At 72.9% G+C, this 17,045-nt stretch carries 16 protein-coding genes; 11 read left to right on the top strand and 5 right to left on the bottom strand.

What is annotated here, in order from left to right; all coding sequences use genetic code 11:
- Window positions 1–8 precede the first annotated feature (8 nt).
- Both Msi02_RS38400 and Msi02_RS38395 read right to left on the bottom strand, forming a co-directional pair.
- Complete coding sequence (locus Msi02_RS38400) at window positions 9–1,595, bottom strand: FAD-dependent oxidoreductase (RefSeq protein ID WP_204052681.1); 1,587 nt, start codon at window positions 1,593–1,595, stop codon at window positions 9–11.
- A gap of 99 nt (window positions 1,596–1,694) precedes the next feature.
- The gene (locus tag Msi02_RS38395) at window positions 1,695–2,885 is read right to left on the bottom strand and encodes a DUF6986 family protein (protein ID WP_204052680.1); all 1,191 of its coding nucleotides are present in this window, start codon (window positions 2,883–2,885) and stop codon (window positions 1,695–1,697) included.
- A gap of 186 nt (window positions 2,886–3,071) precedes the next feature.
- Between Msi02_RS38395 and Msi02_RS38390 the strand changes: the two genes are divergently transcribed.
- Window positions 3,072–3,716, top strand: coding sequence for an NYN domain-containing protein (locus Msi02_RS38390; protein WP_204052679.1), 645 nt, complete (start codon window positions 3,072–3,074; stop codon window positions 3,714–3,716).
- A 45-nt stretch (window positions 3,717–3,761) separates the two neighbouring features.
- Here Msi02_RS38390 and Msi02_RS38385 read toward each other — a convergent pair whose 3' ends face one another.
- The gene (locus tag Msi02_RS38385; RefSeq protein ID WP_204052678.1) at window positions 3,762–5,084 is read right to left on the bottom strand and encodes an FAD-dependent oxidoreductase; all 1,323 of its coding nucleotides are present in this window, start codon (window positions 5,082–5,084) and stop codon (window positions 3,762–3,764) included.
- A gap of 224 nt (window positions 5,085–5,308) precedes the next feature.
- Here Msi02_RS38385 and Msi02_RS38380 point away from each other — a divergent pair, with 224 nt between their 5' ends.
- Both Msi02_RS38380 and Msi02_RS38375 read left to right on the top strand, forming a co-directional pair.
- Window positions 5,309–5,842, top strand: a complete 534-nt coding sequence (locus Msi02_RS38380) for a hypothetical protein (protein ID WP_204052677.1) — start codon at window positions 5,309–5,311, stop codon at window positions 5,840–5,842.
- A gap of 132 nt (window positions 5,843–5,974) precedes the next feature.
- Window positions 5,975–7,717 carry a proline--tRNA ligase gene (locus Msi02_RS38375; protein ID WP_179155494.1) on the top strand — a complete coding sequence of 581 codons (1,743 nt, stop codon included), beginning with the start codon at window positions 5,975–5,977 and terminating at the stop codon, window positions 7,715–7,717.
- Window positions 7,718–7,768: 51 nt separating this feature from the next.
- Here Msi02_RS38375 and Msi02_RS38370 read toward each other — a convergent pair whose 3' ends face one another.
- A complete protein-coding gene (locus Msi02_RS38370) occupies window positions 7,769–8,350 on the bottom strand; it encodes a ferritin-like domain-containing protein (protein WP_204052676.1) in 582 nt (193 codons plus the stop codon).
- Window positions 8,343–8,870 (bottom strand): hypothetical protein, encoded by a 528-nt coding sequence (locus Msi02_RS38365; RefSeq protein WP_204052675.1) that lies wholly within the window; start codon window positions 8,868–8,870, stop codon window positions 8,343–8,345. Before Msi02_RS38365 ends, Msi02_RS38370 begins: the two co-directional genes overlap by 8 nt.
- Window positions 8,871–9,045: 175 nt before the next feature.
- Between Msi02_RS38365 and rimP the strand changes: the two genes are divergently transcribed.
- The 8 genes from rimP to truB all read left to right on the top strand — a co-directional run bounded on the left by rimP (window position 9,046) and on the right by truB (window position 16,964).
- Window positions 9,046–9,573, top strand: a complete 528-nt coding sequence (rimP, locus tag Msi02_RS38360; protein WP_204052674.1) for a ribosome maturation factor RimP — start codon at window positions 9,046–9,048, stop codon at window positions 9,571–9,573.
- 23 nt (window positions 9,574–9,596) lie between these two features.
- Window positions 9,597–10,586: a transcription termination factor NusA gene (nusA, locus tag Msi02_RS38355; RefSeq protein ID WP_204052673.1), complete on the top strand. Its 990-nt coding sequence runs from the start codon at window positions 9,597–9,599 to the stop codon at window positions 10,584–10,586.
- The gene (locus tag Msi02_RS38350; RefSeq protein WP_079319843.1) at window positions 10,570–10,872 is read left to right on the top strand and encodes a YlxR family protein; all 303 of its coding nucleotides are present in this window, start codon (window positions 10,570–10,572) and stop codon (window positions 10,870–10,872) included. Before nusA ends, Msi02_RS38350 begins: the two co-directional genes overlap by 17 nt.
- A gap of 184 nt (window positions 10,873–11,056) precedes the next feature.
- Window positions 11,057–14,149 carry a translation initiation factor IF-2 gene (infB, locus tag Msi02_RS38345; protein ID WP_204052672.1) on the top strand — a complete coding sequence of 1,031 codons (3,093 nt, stop codon included), beginning with the start codon at window positions 11,057–11,059 and terminating at the stop codon, window positions 14,147–14,149.
- A gap of 69 nt (window positions 14,150–14,218) precedes the next feature.
- The gene (locus Msi02_RS38340; RefSeq protein WP_079315765.1) at window positions 14,219–14,518 is read left to right on the top strand and encodes a DUF503 domain-containing protein; all 300 of its coding nucleotides are present in this window, start codon (window positions 14,219–14,221) and stop codon (window positions 14,516–14,518) included.
- A gap of 48 nt (window positions 14,519–14,566) precedes the next feature.
- The gene (gene rbfA, locus Msi02_RS38335; protein ID WP_204052671.1) at window positions 14,567–15,055 is read left to right on the top strand and encodes a 30S ribosome-binding factor RbfA; all 489 of its coding nucleotides are present in this window, start codon (window positions 14,567–14,569) and stop codon (window positions 15,053–15,055) included.
- On the top strand, window positions 15,052–16,068 hold the full coding sequence (locus Msi02_RS38330; protein WP_204052670.1) for a DHH family phosphoesterase: 1,017 nt from the start codon (window positions 15,052–15,054) through the stop codon (window positions 16,066–16,068). The genes rbfA and Msi02_RS38330 overlap by 4 nt, the downstream gene beginning before the upstream one ends.
- Entirely contained in the window at window positions 16,065–16,964 is a 900-nt protein-coding gene (truB, locus tag Msi02_RS38325; RefSeq protein WP_204052669.1) for a tRNA pseudouridine(55) synthase TruB, read from the top strand. Before Msi02_RS38330 ends, truB begins: the two co-directional genes overlap by 4 nt.
- Window positions 16,965–17,045: the final 81 nt, after the last annotated feature.

The following is a 17,045-nucleotide window of genomic DNA, read 5'->3' as shown; positions in this document are numbered from 1 at the left end:
TCTGAGACTCAGGCGCGGCGGCGGGCGACCAGGACGGCGTCGCGGATGGTGATCTCGCCCCCCTCCGGGTCCGCCGCCGTGCGCGGCCGGGCCTCGGCCGCCGTGACCTCCCACTCGGCCGGATCGAGCGACGCCGCGACCTCCTCGGCGGTGAACATCATCTGCGGGAAGTGCATCCGCCGGGCCCTGGTGAGCAGATCGGACGGGTGGTGCCCGACGATCAGCAGGGTGCCGCCCGGGGCCACCGCGGCGGCCAGCCGGGCGAACAACGTCCGCCTGGCCTCGCCCGGCAGGTGCATGTACTGCGCGGACACCAGGTCGTACGCGCCCTCGGGAAAGGCGTGGTCGCGCAGGTCCGCGCGCACCCACTCGGTGCGGTCCGCGACGTCCGCGCCGGCCTCGGCGGCGTGGGCGGCGGCCCGCTCCAGCGCCGTGGCGGAGATGTCGACTCCCGTCACCCGCCAGCCCCGCGCGGCGAGCCAGACGGCGTCGGCCCCCTCACCGCTGCCGACGTCGAGGGCCCGGCCCGGGGGCAGCTCGGCGGCCTCGGCGACGAGCTGCGGGTTCGGGCGGCCGCTCCAGATCGCCGGCCGGGAGCGGTAGCGCTCCTCCCAGGCCGCCTCCTCGAACAACGTGCGTATCTCGTGCCGGTAGGCGTCGACGGCCTCCCGGGTCTCCTCGGCGATGAGATCCATGTTGATCGCCGCCCCGGCCGCCAGGCCCGCGGCGGCGGACGCGATCACCACGGCGCGCACGTCCGTCACGTTCCCCGCCACCCAGACACCGGGCACGGCGGTCGCCCCGGTCGGCTCCGCCGCGATCCGGGTGCCCACCACGTGACCGCCGGCCTCCACCTCGACCGGCTTGAGCCCGAGCGACTCCAGCACCCCGGACCGGGCGGTGAGCGGCGCGGCGACGACGAGCGCGTCGAGCGCGACGACCTCGCCGGAGGCCAGCCGCACCCCGGTGAGCGCGTCGCCGGTCACCTCGATCCCCGTGACCGGGCCGTCGGCGACGGGGATCCGGCGCGCGGCGAGCCGTTCGGCCTCCTCCTCGGACGGCGTGGGGCAGTGGTGGGTCAGGAACACCACGTCTTCGCTCCATTGCCGCCACAGAAGGGCCTGCTCGACGGCGAGTGGCCCGGTGGCCAGCACGCCGATGCGCCGGTCGCGGACCTCCCACCCATGGCAGTACGGGCAATGCAGGACGTCGCGGCCCCACCGCTCGGCCAGCCCCGGCACGTCGGGCAGCTCGTCCACGGCCCCGGTCGTCACCAGCAGCCGGCGGGCCCGGACGACGCGCCCGCCGTCCAGCGTCACGAGGAAGTCGTCGCCCTCCCGCGTCGCGGTCTCGGCCCGCCCGGCGACGATCTCGCCGCCGTACCCGATGACTTCCTCGCGCCCGGCCGCCCGCAGCTCGGCGGGCGGCGTGCCGTCCAGGCCAAGGTAGTTGTGCATGTGCGCGGCCGGCGCGTTGCGCGGCTCTCCCGCGTCCACCACCAGCACCGACCGCCGCGCCCGCGCCAGCGCCAGGGCGCCGCCGAGCCCCGCGGGGCCGCCGCCCACCACCACCACGTCGTACTTCTTCTCGTCCACCCCGTGCCTCCTGTGCCGACGGCTGCTTCAGATGTCTGCCGTCGAACAGTGCGGCACAGGCGGAGAGAGCGGCAAGAAACTTTGCCGATCTGGCAAATCTCAGCAGAGGGTGCGGTCGGCCCGGGCCAGCGCGGCGACCAGGGTTTTGATCGTCGCGGGCTCGTCCAGCACGCCCCCCGCGGCCTCGCGCCGTTCCTGCCAGGCGCGCACCCGGTCGGCGTACTTCTCGTAGCAGGCGAGATGGAACGCGTACACGGTCGTGAACCGGCTGACGAGGTGCGAGGGGTGCATGTCCCAGCCCTGGTAGAAGCCGTGTGCCAGCGAGTGCGACACCAGCGCCGAGTGCCTGCGCAGCAGGGCGTGCACGTCGGCCGCCGCGTCCGAGGCCGGGGCCGCGGCCAGCGAGCCGTCCGACAACTCCACCCCCGTCCCCGACAGCGCCGTCTGCATGACGTGGCGGGCGTGGTCGCAGGCCGGGTGGTCGAGCCGCTGCTCGTCCGGCGGCAGCCCGAGCGCGGCCGTGTAGTCGAACACCCCGAAGTGGGCGGCCGCCAGCCGGCCGCCAAGCGAGGGCACCAGGTCGGCCGACCGCTGGAGCATGAGCACGGTCTGCGGGGCCTCCACCTGCATCTCGAAGCGCAGGGTGCCGGAGGGCAGGCGCAACGCCCGCTCCAGCGCCTCCAGGCAGCCGGCGAACTGCCGCAGGTAGTCCTCCATCAGGACCTTGGGGAACGTCACCGTGAACCCGTCGGGGAGCCGGCCGGCCCGTCGTACGACGCCGGCCAGGAACCCGTCGAGCGTGCGCACCGAGCGCAGGGGGTCGCCGTCGGCGAACGACTTCACCCGCAGCCCCCACCTGCGGGGCAGCGTGCCGGCCTCGTGCATCGCGGCCACGGCCGCCGCCGCGGACTCGGTGTGCCGGTCCTCCTCCTCGGAGGAGCGCAGGCCGTACCCGTCCTCGAAGTCGATCCGCAGGTCCTCGATCGGCTCGGCGTGCAGCTTCCTGCGTACGCGGTCGTGCACGGGCGGGGCCAGCTCGGGGTCGAGCTCGAACAGCGCGGCCAGCTCGGCGGGAGTGAACAGGAGCCGGTGGAGGAGGTCGGTGGCGGCGTGGCGCCACTGCTGGACGATCTCCGCCGTCACCCGGTCCGCGGGCACGTACACCGTGTGCACCGGCTGCCACGCGGGTTCCCGTTCGGGGAACCGGGCGAGCTGCTCGCGATGGGCGCCGGCGAAGCCGTCGAGCAGACCGTCGAGCGGCCCGTCCTGGCCGGTCAGCGTCGTCTCCATGGGGACGATCCTCGCAGAGTCCCGCCACGGGGAGGGCAATCACGCAACGTCGCTGCATGACCACGCAGCGTTGGCTATCCTTTTCCTCGAACACATGAGCGAAAAAGAAACGGCCCCCTGTCGGGGGCCGTAGAGCCCGGGGACGTAGCCGCGGGCGCGGTGACTCCATGTTAGGAGATGGTGGCGGTGCGCGACAACCCCGTTCTCGAAGTCGTGCGTGTCGGGGTCTACGTCGACGGGTTCAACCTCTACTACGGACTGCGCTCCCTGCGGGGACGCCGCTATCTCTGGCTCGATCTGCGGGCGCTGGCCCTTCGGCTGCTGAGGCCGGGGCAGACGCTGACGGCCCTCCGCTACTTCACCGCTCCCGTCCGGGGCGACGCGCGCGCCCTCGCCCGCCAGCAGACCTATCAGGCGGCCCTGGAGACCCTGGGGGTCGAGGTGGTGCTCGGGCGGTTCCAGGAGCAGCGGGCCTCCTGCCGAGCCTGCGGCGTCTCCTGGCGGACCTACGAGGAGAAGCAGTCCGACGTCGCACTGGCCGCCGCCATGGTCGGCGACGTCGCGCTCGACCTGGTCGACATGGTGCTGCTGCTGTCGGCGGACTCCGACCTGTGCGCGGCCATCGAGGCGGTGCGCCAGGTGGACGCCCGGCGCGGTGGCAAGACCCGGGTCGTCTCCGTCTTCCCGCCCGGCAGGCGCTCGGACGGCCTGCGCCTCGCGAGCGACGCCTGGTTTCCCCTCGGCGAGGCGCTCATCCGGCAGTCACAGTTGCCCGACCGTGTGTCCGGCCGTGAGGGAGCGCGCTACCACCGGCCGGCCCACTGGTCCTGACCGCGCCATCCTTGGGACACGACACCCGTCAGGACACGACACCCGTCAAGACGCGCCCCCCGGCCGGGCCGGCCGGCCGCAGGCGCCCAGCATCGCGTCCCTGCCCACCAGCTTCACCCGCTCGCCCCTCCGCAGACTGCCGGCCAGCGCGGCCTCCGCGGCCTCGATCGCGAGCCAGTCCTCGTACGTCACCGGGCTCAGCCCGCGTGCGGCGAGCAGGTCGTCCAGCCGGGCGGTCGCGGTCCCCGGCACCGCTTCGGCGAGCAGCGTGCGCACGGTCTCCGCGGCGTCGGACTTGTTGGTCCCGATCACGCCCGTCGGCCCCCGCTTGAGCCAGCCCGCGACGTACTGCCGGTCCGTCACCCTGCCGGCGACGTTCGGCACCGTCATCGACCCCGGGTCGAACGGCACCCCCGGCAGCGCCACGCTCTGGTAGCCCACCGAGCGCATCACCATGTCCGCCGGGATCGTCTCGAAGTCCCCGGTGCCGACGACACGCCCGTTCTCCAGCCGAGTCCGCTCCAGCCGTACGCCCTCGACCCGGGACACGCCGAGGATCTCCACGGGGCGCAGCCAGAAGCGCACCTCCAGGCGGCGGGGCCGGTCGGCCGGCTTGCGCTCCGACCACGACCGAAGCACATCCACGTTGCCCCTGACCTGGCGCGACAGCGTGGTCAGGTCGGCGACCGCGATCTCGTCGGGGAAGGTGAGGACGTCGGCGTTCAGCAGCTCGCCGAGCTCGCGCAGCTCCTTCAGCGTGAACTTCGCGTGCTCGGGGCCGCGCCGTCCGACCATGTGGATGCGCTTCACCTTGGAGGCGGCCAGCCGGTCGAGCACCTCCTCGGGCACGTCGGTGCCGCGCAGCTCGTCGGCCGTCTTGGCCATGATCCGCACCACGTCCACGGCGACGTTGCCGACGCCGATGACGACGACCTCCTCCGCGTCGAGCGAGAACGTGTCCGGCGGGACGTCGGGGTGGCCGCAGTACCAGTTGACGAAGTCGGTCGCCGCGACGCTGCCCGGCAGGTCCTCGCCCGGGACGCCGAGGTGCCTGTCGACCATCGCCCCGGTGCAGTAGACGACGGCGTCGTAGCAGGACAGCAGGTCGTCCGCCGAGAGGTCCGCGCCCAGCTCGACGCCGCCCAGGAAGCGCACTCCCGGGGTCTCCAGCACCCTCCTCAGGTAGCCGGCGATCGACTTGATCGACGTGTGGTCGGGCGCCACGCCGTACCGGACGAGCCCGTACGGCGTCGGCAGGCGTTCGAGGACGTCCACCTCGACGGGATCGTGCGACTGCTTGACCAGCGCCTCGGCCGTGTAGATCCCGGCCGGGCCCGACCCGACGATCGCGACGCGCAGTGTCACCATGGCCTCCAGCAGCGGCGGCGTCCCCTACCAGTGATTCTTTATCACCGCCGGTCGCCCTGCCAGGGGAACGCCGTGCCGTGGGGCCGGATTGTCATCCGTGTTGTGATGGTTCGCGGGGTTGCGGCGACCCGGCGGCCACGATCAAAGTGATGCCCGTGGGCAGTGGGGCTAAAAGACGGGGAAACCCGCGGACGAGAAGGCCGGGCGGTGGCACCCTCCCTGACATGAGGGGACTCCGCGGGGGGCGGGACGAGCCCGGGGCCTCACCGGCCACGGCGCACGGCCCGCAGAACGGTCACGAGGACGGCGGCGACGCGCCGTCGCCGCACGGCTCCGGGCCGGACGGGCTCAGGTACGAGGCGCTGGGGCGGGTCATGGCCGCCTTATCCGGTGAGGCGGAGATGCTGGAGGCGTGCCGCGACCTCACGTGGTGGCGGGGCACCGACCGCTCCTGGCACATCGAGTGGCGCGACGGCCCGTACGCCGCCGAGGTGGCGGCGCTGCTCCTGGAACGGATCGGCGAGCCGGGCCCGGGCGCCGTGCGGGCGGCGCCCGCGGGCCCGGCGACCACGTCGACGGCGATGCTGAACGTGATGGGCGTCACCTTCGTGCTGCGGGCCATCGACCCGTTCGGCATGGAGCGGCTGCGGACCAGGCCCGGCCTGTGGCGGCTGTCGGCCGCGCTGGACGGCCCGGCCGGCCCCGTCGGCACCGGCGGGCGGTCCCGTCAGCACTGGGAGGAACTGCTCGGTGGCTGATTATCGGCGACTGATATCGACCCGCCCGTCGTTTACGTGAGGCGGTGGGGCCCTGGGAGTCGATAGCCTTGGGAGCACATCGTCTTCGTCTCGTCTCTCAGGTCGGAGACCTCTCACGAGCAAGGAGTAGCCGTGCTGCTGCGTATGTCGACCCTGTTCCTGCGCACCCTGCGTGAGGATCCGGCGGACGCGGAAGTGCCGAGCCACAAGCTGCTCGTCCGCGCCGGCTACATCCGCCGCGTCGCGCCCGGCATCTACTCCTGGCTGCCGCTCGGCAAGATCGTGCTGGAGAACATCGCGCGGGTCGTGCGCGAGGAGATGGACCGGATGGGCGCGCAGGAGGTGCTGTTCCCCGCGCTGCTGCCCCGGGACTTCTACGAGCCCACGGGCCGCTGGACCGAGTACGGCGACACGCTGTTCCGGCTGAAGGACCGCAAGGGCGCCGACTACCTCCTCGGGCCGACCCATGAGGAGATGTTCACCGACATGGTGAAGGGGGAGTACTCCTCCTACAAGGACTACCCCGTCACGCTGTACCAGATCCAGACCAAGTACCGCGACGAGGCACGTCCCCGGGCGGGCATCCTGCGGGGCCGCGAGTTCGTCATGAAGGACTCCTACTCCTTCGACCTCGACGACGACGGCCTGAAGCGGTCCTACGAGATGCACCGCGAGGCGTACATCCGGATCTTCGAGCGTCTCGGCATCGACTACCGGATCTGCTTCGCGATGTCGGGCGCGATGGGCGGGTCGGCCTCCGAGGAGTTCCTCGCCCCCTGCCCGACCGGTGAGGACACCTTCGTGGCCTGCCATAACTGCGGATACGCGGCCAACGCCGAGGCCGTCGTCACGCCCGCGCCGCCCGCCGTCACCGCCACGCAGCCGCCCATGAAGGTGCTCGACACGCCCGACACCCCGACGATCGAGTCGCTCGTCTCGTACGTCAACGAGCACCACGGCCTCGGGATCACGGCCGCCGACACGCTGAAGAACCTCGTCGTCAAGGTACGCACGCCGGGCTCCGACGAGGTCAAGACGGTGATCGTCGGCGTGCCCGGCGACCGCGAGGTCGACTTCAAGCGCCTGGAGGCGGCGCTCTCGCCCGGCGTGCCGGAGATCTTCGAGGCCGAGGACTTCGCCCGCCACCCCGGCCTGGTGCGCGGCTACATCGGCCCGCAGGTGCTCAGGGACCTGGGGATCACCTACCTGGTCGACCCGCGCGTGGTCGAGGGCTCGGCCTGGGTGACGGGCGCCAACGAGCCGGGCAAGCACGCCGCGCACGTCGTCGCGGGCCGCGACTTCCAGCCCGACGGCACGATCGAGGCCGCCGAGGTGCGGGCGGGCGACGCCTGCCCCCGCTGCGCGCACCCGCTGTCGATCGACCGGGGCATCGAGATCGGCCACATCTTCCAGCTCGGCCGCAAGTACGCCGACGCCGCCCAGCTCGACGCGCTCGGGCCCGACGGCAAGCCCATCCGCATCACCATGGGCTCGTACGGCATCGGCGTGTCCCGGGCGGTGGCCGTGCTGGCCGAGCAGCGCCACGACGAGCTGGGCCTGGTGTGGCCCAGGGAGGTGGCGCCCGCCGACGTGCACATCGTGGGCACCGGCAAGGAGAACCAGATCGAGGTCGCCAGCACGCTCGCCGAGACCCTTGAGGCGCGGGGGCTGCGCGTGCTCGTGGACGACCGGCCCGGTGTGTCGCCCGGCGTCAAGTTCAAGGACTCCGAGCTGCTCGGCCTGCCCACCGTGCTGATCGTCGGCCGGGGCCTGGCCAACGGCGTGGTCGAGCTGCGCGACCGGGCGACCGGGACCAAGGAGGAGATCCCGCTGGACGAGGCCGTCGAGCGGGTGCTGGCCGCCTGCCGGGCCTGATCACCGGGCACCCTGCGTCGCCGTCCCGTGCTCACACGGGGCGGCGGCGCGTTACTGTCCTTCAGGCGCGGACGGCTCCGGCTGGGCCTCCTCAGAAGCGGACGTTCCCGCGGGCCCGTCCGATCCGGAGGAGTCCGGCGCGGGGGTCTCGGCCCCCTGGTTGGGGACGGCGACGTCGAAGTCGGCGCCGCCTCGGCCCATGCCCGGGAACGGGTCACCGATCTTCGGCTGCCAGCCGTACGCCCGGGTCGCGCACTCCTGCGCGGCCAGTGCGGCGATCCGCCGCAGCGCCGGGTCGCGGTCGGCGGCGAGCTCCAGGTAGGCGGTGGTCACCCGCTGCTCCACGAGCACGGCAAGGCGCACCGCGTCGGCCGGTTTGCGCACCTCGAAGGGCAGGCTGTAGGTGGGGCCCGGCTCGGCGGGCGTGCCGCCCCGCTGGGTGATGAGCGCGCGTAGCTGGTCGCGCCGCGCCCGGTGGGCGTCGAACCCCGCGGTGGCGCGCCTGAGCAGCGCGCCGCTCGTCCTCCCGCCGATCACCCCGTACGCGTACACGGCGGCGTGCTCGGCGGCCAGGGCCCGGGCGAGCGCGTCTCCGGCCGGCGCCCGGGCGGGTTCGGCCGAGGTCTCAGTCACGCACCCTCCCCAGGGCGACGACGTGGACGGCCTCGCACGCGCCGATGCTCGCCAGGAGCTGGGAGAGCGCGGGGGAGGCCATGGCCATCTGCGCGGGCCGCGCCGACGCGGCGCGCCGCTCGGCGTCCCTGAGCGCCCCGACGGAGACCGCGGACGGGCTTTCGGACGGCGACCCTGACGGCGACGCCGGCGGAGGCGCAGAGTTCGCGGGGAACGTTCCCGTGCCGCTCCCGGCGGGCAGGAGCGCACGCAGGGCCTGCAGATGGGCCGCGTGACGCTGACGGAACGGCTCAAGCGCGGCGGCCCGGCCGGGCAGGGCGGCGACCGCGCGCCCGTAGAGCGACACCAGCTGTTCCTTGCCCGCGATCAGCGAGGTGATCAGCACGGTCTGCGGATCCGGAGGGGCCGGCGCGGCGGGTTTCCGCGGGGCCGAGGAGCAGCCGGCCGCGGCCAGACCGGCCGCGGCGGCGGAGCCCAGCAACGCGCGTCTCGTCACCTGTGCCCCGCCGCTGTGTCTCACGACACAGCATCGTACGGCGCGCCGCCCACTGGTCATCGCCCGTGACCCGTGATGATCGTGCACGTGTCGGATCGCCGCTCGGGTGTGGCGCTGTTTCCACCTCCCGGTGTCGATAGGCTGTTGGCACATCGGGCTAGGCACACGGTCACAGCCACACGGTCATTGGGAGGTCGGCATGGGCAGCGACGCTCGACGCGGCCGCCTGGTTGAGCTGCTCGGCCCGGTGGTCGCCGCCGAGGGGTTCGACCTGGAGGACGTCACGGTCACACCGGCGGGTCGCCGGCGGCTGGTGCGCGTCGTGGTGGACCGGGACGGCGGCGTGAGCCTGGACGACGTGGCAGACGTGAGCCAGTCCGTCTCCAAACGGCTGGACGAGGTGGACGTCCTCGGCGGCAGCCCGTACGTCCTCGAGGTCACCTCTCCCGGCGTCGACAGGCCGCTCACCGAGCCGCGCCACTGGCGCCGGGCGCGTGGGCGGCTGGTGAAGGCGGAGCTGCGTGACGGCACTTCCGCGGAGGGCCGCGTGACCGAGGCCGACGAGACCGGTGTGGAGCTGGACGGCGCGCGCCGCATCGCGTACGGCGAGCTGGTGCGCGGCCGGGTGCAGGTCGAGTTCAACCGGCGCGAGGCCGGGCTCGACGACGAACTTGATGAGGACCTCGATGTCGACGAAGACATCGACGACGCCGACGACGAGGGCTAGGGGGGAGCCTTGTGGACATTGACATGAGCGTCCTGCGCAGCCTGGAGCGGGAGAAGGACATCTCCTTCGACCTGGTCGTCAAGGCGATCGAGGACGCGTTGCTCATCGCGTACTTCCGCACGGAGGGCGCGGCGCAGAAGGCGCGGGCCGAGCTGGACCGCGACACGGGCCACGTGATCATCTGGGCCGCCGAGCTGGACGAGAACGGCGAGGTCGTGCGGGAGTACGACGACACCCCGTCCAACTTCAGCCGGATCGCCGCCACCACGGCCAAGCAGGTGATCCTTCAGCAGCTGCGCGACGCCGAGGACGAGGTCAACTTCGGCGAGTTCGCCAGCCGCGAGGGCGAGCTGGTCGCGGGCGTCATCCAGCAGGGCAAGGACCCGCGGGTGGTGCTGGTCGACCTCGGCAAGATCGAGGCGGTCCTGCCGCACAACGAGCAGGTCCCGGGCGAGGAGTACGCGCACGGCGAGCGCATCCGCTGCTACGTGGTGCAGGTGAAGAAGGGTCCCAAGGGGCCCTCGGTCACCCTGTCGCGCACGCACCCCAACCTCGTGAAGAAGCTCTTCGCGCTGGAGGTGCCGGAGATCGCCGACGGCACGGTGGAGATCGCGGCCATCGCCCGCGAGGCCGGCCACCGCACCAAGATTGCGGTGAGGTCGCGCAAGCCCGGCGTCAACGCCAAGGGCGCCTGCATCGGCCCGATGGGCTCGCGCGTGCGCAACGTCATGACGGAGCTGCACGGCGAGAAGATCGACATCATCGACTGGTCGGAGGATCCGGCCGAGTTCGTCGGGAATGCCCTGTCGCCCGCGCGTGTTTCCCGTGTCGAGGTGGTCGACGCCGACAGCCGCACCGCGCGGGTGATCGTGCCCGACTACCAGTTGTCCCTGGCGATCGGCAAGGAGGGCCAGAACGCCCGCCTCGCCAACCGCCTGACGGGCTGGCGGATCGACATCCGGCCGGACACCGAGCAGGCACCTGCTGATCCCGCTGATGCGTCGGCAAGGTAAGCTGGAATATGGTTACCAGGCAGCCCCGCTGAGAACATGTGTGGGCTGCCGGGTTCGCACGGTAAAGTCCGAGTTGCTCCGCCTGGTCGTGGTCGAGGGCGTGATCGTCCCCGACACGCGAGGACGGCTCCCGGGACGTGGTGCCTCGTTGCACCCGTCCCCGCGCTGTCTGGAGCTCGCAGAGCGCCGCCGGGCGTTCCCACGCGCGTTCCGCGCGGAGGGATCGCTTGACACGTCGCTCTTGCAAGCTCACTTGGAGGGGTTGACGCCGGAGCGGTCCGGGTGAATGGTTACCGCTGGCCCTCGGTATCGGCTCCGGGAGCCAGGGCACGAAATTGTCATGTAGGACGCCGAGTTGATGGGCGGAGTCAGATTGCTATGAGCGCCTGATGAGCACGCGGCGATGAGTACGTTCAGGTAGCGACGGTCCGGCGGCACTGCGAGCCTCCCGGGCCGAGTTAGGGAGTGCAGTGGCGAAGGTCCGGGTATACGAGCTCGCCAAGGAGTTCGGGGTCGAGAGCAAGGTCGTCATGGCCAAGCTCACCGAAATGGGCGAGTTCGTGAGGTCGGCGTCCTCGACAATCGAGGCGCCGGTCGTCCGCAAACTGACCGAGGCGTTCAAGGGTGACGCCTCCAAGGGCGGGGGCAAGCCCGCCCGTCCGGCGCAGCCGAAGCCTGCGCCGAGGCCGGCTGAGAGCCAGGCCAACGGGGGCGCCCCGCAGGCGCCCGTTTCCCAGTCCACCGGCGCGGTGGCCAAGCCGGGCCCGAAGCCCGGTCCGCGGCCCGCTCCGCGTCCGGTTCCGATGCCTCACCCGCCGGTGTCCCAGCCGGACGCGGCGCGCCCCGAGGCCGCCCGTCCGCAGGCGCCTCGTCCGGAGGCCCCGCGTCCCGCGGCCGCAGGCCCGAGGCCGGGCGGCCCCGGCGCCGGTGCCGGTGCGCCCAAGCCGGGTCCCAGGCCGGCCCCGGCCCCGCGCCCGGGTGGCGCACCCGCCGGTCCCGGCGCGCCCACCGGTGGCGCTCCGCGCCCCGGCGCGCCCAAGCCGGGTCCGCGCGGCCCGCGTCCGGGCAACAACCCGTTCTCCTCGACCGCAAGCGGCATGGGCCAGCGCCCCGCGCGGCCCGGTGGCCGTGACGGCGGTCGTCCCGACCGCGGGGACCGTCCCGAGCGTGGCGACGGCGCCCCCCGCGAGCCGCGTCGTGACGGCGCGCGCGACGGCGCCATGCCGCGTCCGCCGGGCGCGCGTTCCGGCGCTCCGGGCGCCGGCGGCCCGCGTCCCGGACCCGCGGGTCCGCGTCCCGGGCCGGGCATGGGCGGTCCGCGTCCGGGCCCCGGCGCAGGTGGTCCGCGTCCCGGTGGTCCGCGTCCGAACCCGATGATGATGCCGCAGGGTCGTCCGGCCGCGCCGGGCGGCGGTGGTCCGCGTCCCGGCGGCGGCGGCGGTCGCCCCGGTGGTCCCGGCGGCGGTGGCCGTCCGGGTGGCGGCGGCGGTCGTCCCGGTGGGGGCTTCGGCGGTCCGCGTCCCGGCGGCGCCACGGGTGCCGGTCGCCCCGGTGGTCCCGGCGGCGGTCCTGGCGGTGGCGGCGGCGGTTTCGCCGGCCGTCCGGGTGGCGGCGGCGGCCGTGGCCGCGGTGGCGGCACGGCGGGCGCGTTCGGGCGTCCGGGCGGCCGTCCGACCCGTGGCCGCAAGTCCAAGCGCCAGAGGCGCCAGGAGTTCGACAACATGCAGGCCCCGGCGATCGGCGGCGTGCAGGTTCCGCGTGGCGGCGGCCAGACCATCCGCCTCCCGCGTGGCGCGTCCCTGTCGGACTTCGCCGACCGGATCGGCGCCAACCCCGCCTCGCTCGTGCAGATCATGCTGCACCTCGGCGAGATGGTGACGGCGACCCAGTCGGTCAACGAGGAGACGCTGCAGCTTCTCGGCGCCGAGCTGGACTACGACGTCCAGGTCGTCAGCCCGGAGGAGGAGGACCGCGAGCTCCTCGAGTCCTTCAAGATCGAGTTCGGTGAGGACGAGGGCGACGAGGCCGACCTCGCGCCGCGCCCGCCGGTCGTGACCGTCATGGGTCACGTCGACCACGGTAAGACGAAGCTGCTCGACGCGATCCGCCACACCAACGTGGTGGCCCGCGAGGCAGGCGGCATCACCCAGCACATCGGCGCCTACCAGGTGGCGACCACGCATGAGGGCGAGCCGCGGAAGATCACCTTCATCGACACCCCGGGTCACGAGGCGTTCACCGCCATGCGTGCCCGTGGTGCGCAGGCCACCGACATCGCGGTGCTGGTGGTCGCGGCCGACGACGGTGTGAAGCCGCAGACCATCGAGGCGCTGAACCACGCCCAGGCGGCGAACGTCCCGGTCGTGGTGGCGGTCAACAAGATCGACAAGGAGGGCGCGGACCCGACCAAGGTGCGGGCCCAGCTCACCGAGTACGGCCTGGTGGCCGAGGAGTTCGGTGGCTCCACGCTGTTCGTGGACATCTCCGCCAAGCAGGGCATCGGCATCGAGAACCTGCTCGAGGCCATCCTGCTGACCGCGGACGCCGAGCTCGACCTGCGGGCCAACCCGGAGATGGACGCCCAGGGCCTCGCGATCGAGGCGCACCTCGACAAGGGCCGCGGCCCGGTGGCGACCGTGCTCGTGCAGCGCGGCACGCTGCGGGTGGGCGACTCGATCGTCTGTGGCGAGGCGTTCGGCCGCGTCCGCGCGATGCTGGACGACAACGGCGAGACGGTCGAGGAGGCCGACCCGTCGCGTCCGGTCCTGGTTCTCGGTCTGACGGCCGTCCCGCGCGCCGGTGACAACTTCATCGTCGTCACCGACGACCGTATGGCCCGTCAGATCGCCCAGCAGCGGGCGGCCAGGCAGCGGATCGCCGACATGGCCAAGTCCGGCCGCCGGCGCACCCTCGAGGAGCTGTTCAAGGACCTCGAGAAGGGCCAGGTCGACGAGCTCAAGCTCATCATCAAGGGTGACGTCTCCGGTTCCGTCGAGGCCCTGGAGGACGCGCTGCTCAAGATCGACGTCGGCGAGGAGGTGCGCCTGCGGGTGCTCCACCGCGCGGTCGGCGCCATCACCGAGCACGACGTCAACCTGGCGATGGGCGACGACAACGCCGTCATCATCGGCTTCAACGTGCGGCCCGAGGTGCGGGCGCGCGACCTGGCCGAGCGCGAGGGCGTGGACATCCGGTACTACTCGGTCATCTACCAGGCGATCGAGGAGATCGAGGCGGCCCTCAAGGGCATGCTCAAGCCGGAGTTCGAGGAGGTCAGGACCGGCACCGCCGAGATCCGCGAGGTCTTCAAGGTCCCGCGGATCGGCAACGTCGCCGGTTCGATCGTCCGCTCGGGCGTCATCACCCGCAACAGCAAGGCCCGGCTCATCCGCGACGGCGTCGTGGTGGCCGACAACCTCACCGTCTCGTCGCTGCGTCGCTTCAAGGACGACGCGACCGAGGTCCGCGAGGGCTTCGAGTGCGGTATCGGTATCGGCTACAGCGACATCAAGGTCGAGGACGTCATCGAGACGTTCGAGATGCAGGAGAAGCCGCGCGTCTGACGCGCCGTCCCGCCGCCCCCGCCACGTGCGGGGGCGGCGGCCGGTCGTCCGTGACGTGGTGACACACCCATGTTCATCGGTGCTCTTACTCTTGACATCCTGCTCGGCGACGTCCGTTCGCTGAAGCAGAAGCGGTCGGTGGTCCGGCCGATCATCGCCGAGATCCAGCGCAAGTACCCCGCCGTCGCCGTCGCCGAGGCGGGCCACCACGACCTGCACCGGCGCGCCGAGATCGGCGTCGCCGTGGTGTCGGCGTCCGCGGCCAACTGCGACGAGGTGCTGGACGCCTGCGAACGCCTGGTCGCCTACCACCCCGAGATCGAGTTGCTGTCCGCGCGGCGGCGGCTCTTCAACGACCACGAGGAATAGACGGCCGGGGCCCGCGCGTCAGCCGTACAGATACGAGGGAGCGTGAGCATGGACGCAGCGCGTGCCAGGAAGTTGGCCGATCGCATCCAGCAGGTGGTCGCGGAGATGCTGGAGCGGCGGATCAAGGATCCGCGGCTGGGGTTCGTGACGGTGACCGACACGAGAGTCACCGCGGACCTGAGCGACGCGACCGTCTACTACACGGTTTTCGGCTCCGAGGCGGAGCGGGCCGACACGGCCGCCGCCCTGGAGAGCGCGAAGGGCATCATCCGGTCCGAGGTCGGACGGCAGACCGGCCTCCGGCACACCCCCGGCCTCACGTTCGTGCACGACCCGCTCCCGGACAACGCCCGCCACATGGACGACCTGTTCGCGCTGGCGAAGGCGAAGGACGCGGAGATCGCCCGCCAGGCGGAGGGCGCGCAGTTCGCCGGGGACGCCGACCCCTACCGCTTCGAGGAGGACCTCGACGCCGAGGCGGCCGAGGAGGAGGGCGAGGACGAGCCCACCGGCCGGGCGGGGCACCCCGCCCGGTGACCGCGAACGAAAGCGCCATAAGCGAGGCGGACTGGCGGCGCGCGACCGAACTGATCCGCGCCGCCGGCACGCTGGCCCTCGCCTGTCACGTGTCCCCGGACGCGGACGCCCTCGGCTCGATGCTGGGCCTCGGGCTGGCGCTCGCGCGTACGGGAAAGAAGGTCGTCGCGTCCTTCGGCGACCGGGTCTTCGCCGTGCCCCGGCTGCTGCGGTTCCTGCCCGGACAGCACCTGCTGGCGGAGCCTTCGGCCTACCCCGCCGAGCCCGAGCTGATGATCACCTTCGACGCCTCCACGATGGAGCGGCTGGGCCTGCTCGCGCCCCACGCGGGCAAGGCCGGCGAACTCGTCGTGATCGACCACCACGTGTCGAACACCGGCTTCGGGACGGTCCACCTCGTGGATCCCGCGGCGGCCTCGACCACGATGGTCGTCGAGGAGCTCATGAACCGGCTCGGCCTCACGATCGACCGGGAGGTCGCCACCTGCCTGTACGCGGGTCTGGTGACCGACACCGGCTCCTTCAGGCACTCCATCACCACTCCGGCCGCGCACGCCATGGCCGGCCGGTTGCTGGCCACGGGGCTGCGCCCTGAGGAGATCGCCAGGGAACTGTGGGACCGCTCGCCATTCGCGTACCTGCGGGTGCTCGGCACGGCGCTCGGGCGGGCCACCCTGGAGCCGGACGCCGCGGGCGGCCTGGGGCTGGTGTGGACCTACGTGACCCGGGCCGACCGCGCCGCGGAGGGCCTGCCGTACGACGAGGTGGAAGGCGTGATCGACGTCGTGCGCCGGGTCGACGAGGCGGAGGTCGCGGTCGTGCTCAAGGAGGACGACGAGGGCGGCTGGAACGTCTCGACCCGGTCGAAGGGCGCGGTGGACATGGCGCGCGCCTGCGCCGCGCTCGGCGGCGGCGGCCACCCGCGTGCCGCCGGGTTCTCCTCGGCGCTGTCCGCGGCGGACACGATGGCCGCCCTGCGCCCCCTCCTCGCCCCGGAAGGGAGCCGGCCATGAGCACGGCCAGAGCCAGAAGGACTCCGCCGCCGAGCGGTCTGATCATCGTGGACAAGCCGGCCGACTGGACGTCGCACGACGTCGTCGGCAAGATGCGCGGCATCGCGGGCACCCGCAAGGTCGGTCACGCGGGCACGCTCGACCCGATGGCCACCGGGGTGCTGGTGATCGGGGTGGAGAAGGCGACCCGCCTCCTCGGGCACCTCGCGCTGACCGAGAAGGTCTACGAGGCGACGATCCGCCTTGGCGTGACGACGAACACCGACGACGCCGAGGGCGAGGTGGTCGCCGCCACCCCCGCCGGGCACGTGGCCGACGAGCAGGTGCGCAAGGGCGTCGCCGCGCTCACCGGCGAGATCATGCAGGTGCCGCCGCAGGTGAGCGCCATCAAGGTCGACGGGCAGCGGGCCTACAAGCGGGCCCGCGCGGGCGAGGAGGTGGCGCTGGCCGCCCGGCCGGTCACGATCCACGCGTTCGACGTGGTGGAGATCCGGCGGACCCCGGAGACGGTGGACCTGGACGCCGTGATCACCTGCTCCAGCGGCACCTACATCCGGGCGCTGGCCCGCGATCTCGGCGCGTCGCTCGGTGTCGGCGGCCATCTCACCCGGCTGCGCCGCACCCGGGTGGGGCCGTACGGCATCGAGGCGGCGCGCACGATCGAGGACCTCGCCCGGGAGTGCGTGATCATGCCCATGGCCGACGCGGTGGCGGCGGCCTTCCCCCGCAGGGACGTGGGTGAGGACGAGGCGCGGCTGGTCGCGCACGGCGGGAGGCTGCGGGCGGCGGGCCTCGGGCCGGGCCCGATCGGCGTCTTCGGGCCGGACGGCGCGCTGCTCGCGCTCGCCGAGGAGCGGGGCGGGACGGCCAGGCCGCTGGTGGTCTTCGCCTCCTGACGCCGGGGCTGGTTCCCCGGCACCCCCGGGGGCATGGCAGTCTTGTCTACTGCGCGCTTCCCAGGCGAGGCGACTCAGCCG

This window comes from Microbispora siamensis, assembly GCF_016863095.1.
Classification (GTDB): Bacteria; Actinomycetota; Actinomycetes; order Streptosporangiales; family Streptosporangiaceae; genus Microbispora; species Microbispora siamensis.
The sequence above is the reverse complement of the archived record's forward strand: the minus strand, read 5'-3'. Positions and strand labels throughout refer to the sequence as shown.